This is a genomic window from Streptomyces alkaliphilus, assembly GCF_014141535.1.
GTDB lineage: Bacteria > Actinomycetota > Actinomycetes > Streptomycetales > Streptomycetaceae > Streptomyces > Streptomyces alkaliphilus.
Genome location: NZ_VKHT01001637.1, coordinates 1 through 588, shown reverse-complemented (window position 1 = coordinate 588; position 588 = coordinate 1). Strand labels below are relative to the sequence as shown.

At 76.7% G+C, this 588-nt stretch carries 1 protein-coding gene; it reads left to right on the top strand.

Translation table 11 applies throughout. The annotated features are described in order from the left end of the window. Window positions 1-72 precede the first annotated feature (72 nt). Window positions 73-588: class I SAM-dependent methyltransferase (locus FNQ90_RS26080; RefSeq protein ID WP_182608546.1), on the top strand; the 516-nt coding region annotated here is incomplete at its 3' end.

The following is a 588-nucleotide window of genomic DNA, read 5'->3' as shown; positions in this document are numbered from 1 at the left end:
CCCACGGGCTCCGCGCCATCGTCCCCCGGGGCGCCCGGGGCGGTTTACGCCCACGGCCACCACGCCTCGGTACTGCGCTCGCACCGGTGGCGGACGGCCGGGAACTCCGCGGCGTACCTGCTGCCCCACCTGCGTCCCGGGATGACCCTGCTGGACGTGGGGTGCGGCCCGGGCACCATCACCCTCGACCTGGCCGAACGGGTCGCTCCCGGCACGGTCGTGGGCATCGACCCGGCCCCCGAGGTGGTGGAGGTCGCCCGCCGGGAGGCGACGGCGCGGGGCGCCGCGAGCGGGAACGCGCGGTTCATGACCGGCGACATCACCGACCCGGAGGGGATCGGCCCCTCCACGGGCTTCGACGTGGTGCACGCCCATCAGGTGTTGCAACACCTCGCCGACCCGGTGGGCGCGCTGCGCGCCATGCTCCGGCTGTGCGGGCCCGGTGGGGTGGTGGCGGTTCGCGACGCCGACTACGCCGCGATGACCTGGTGGCCGCGTCCCCCCGGACTGGACCGATGGGCCGAGTTGTACCCGCGGGTGGCCCGGGCGGCCGGTGGGGAGCCCGACGCGGGCCGTCGACTGTGGGGG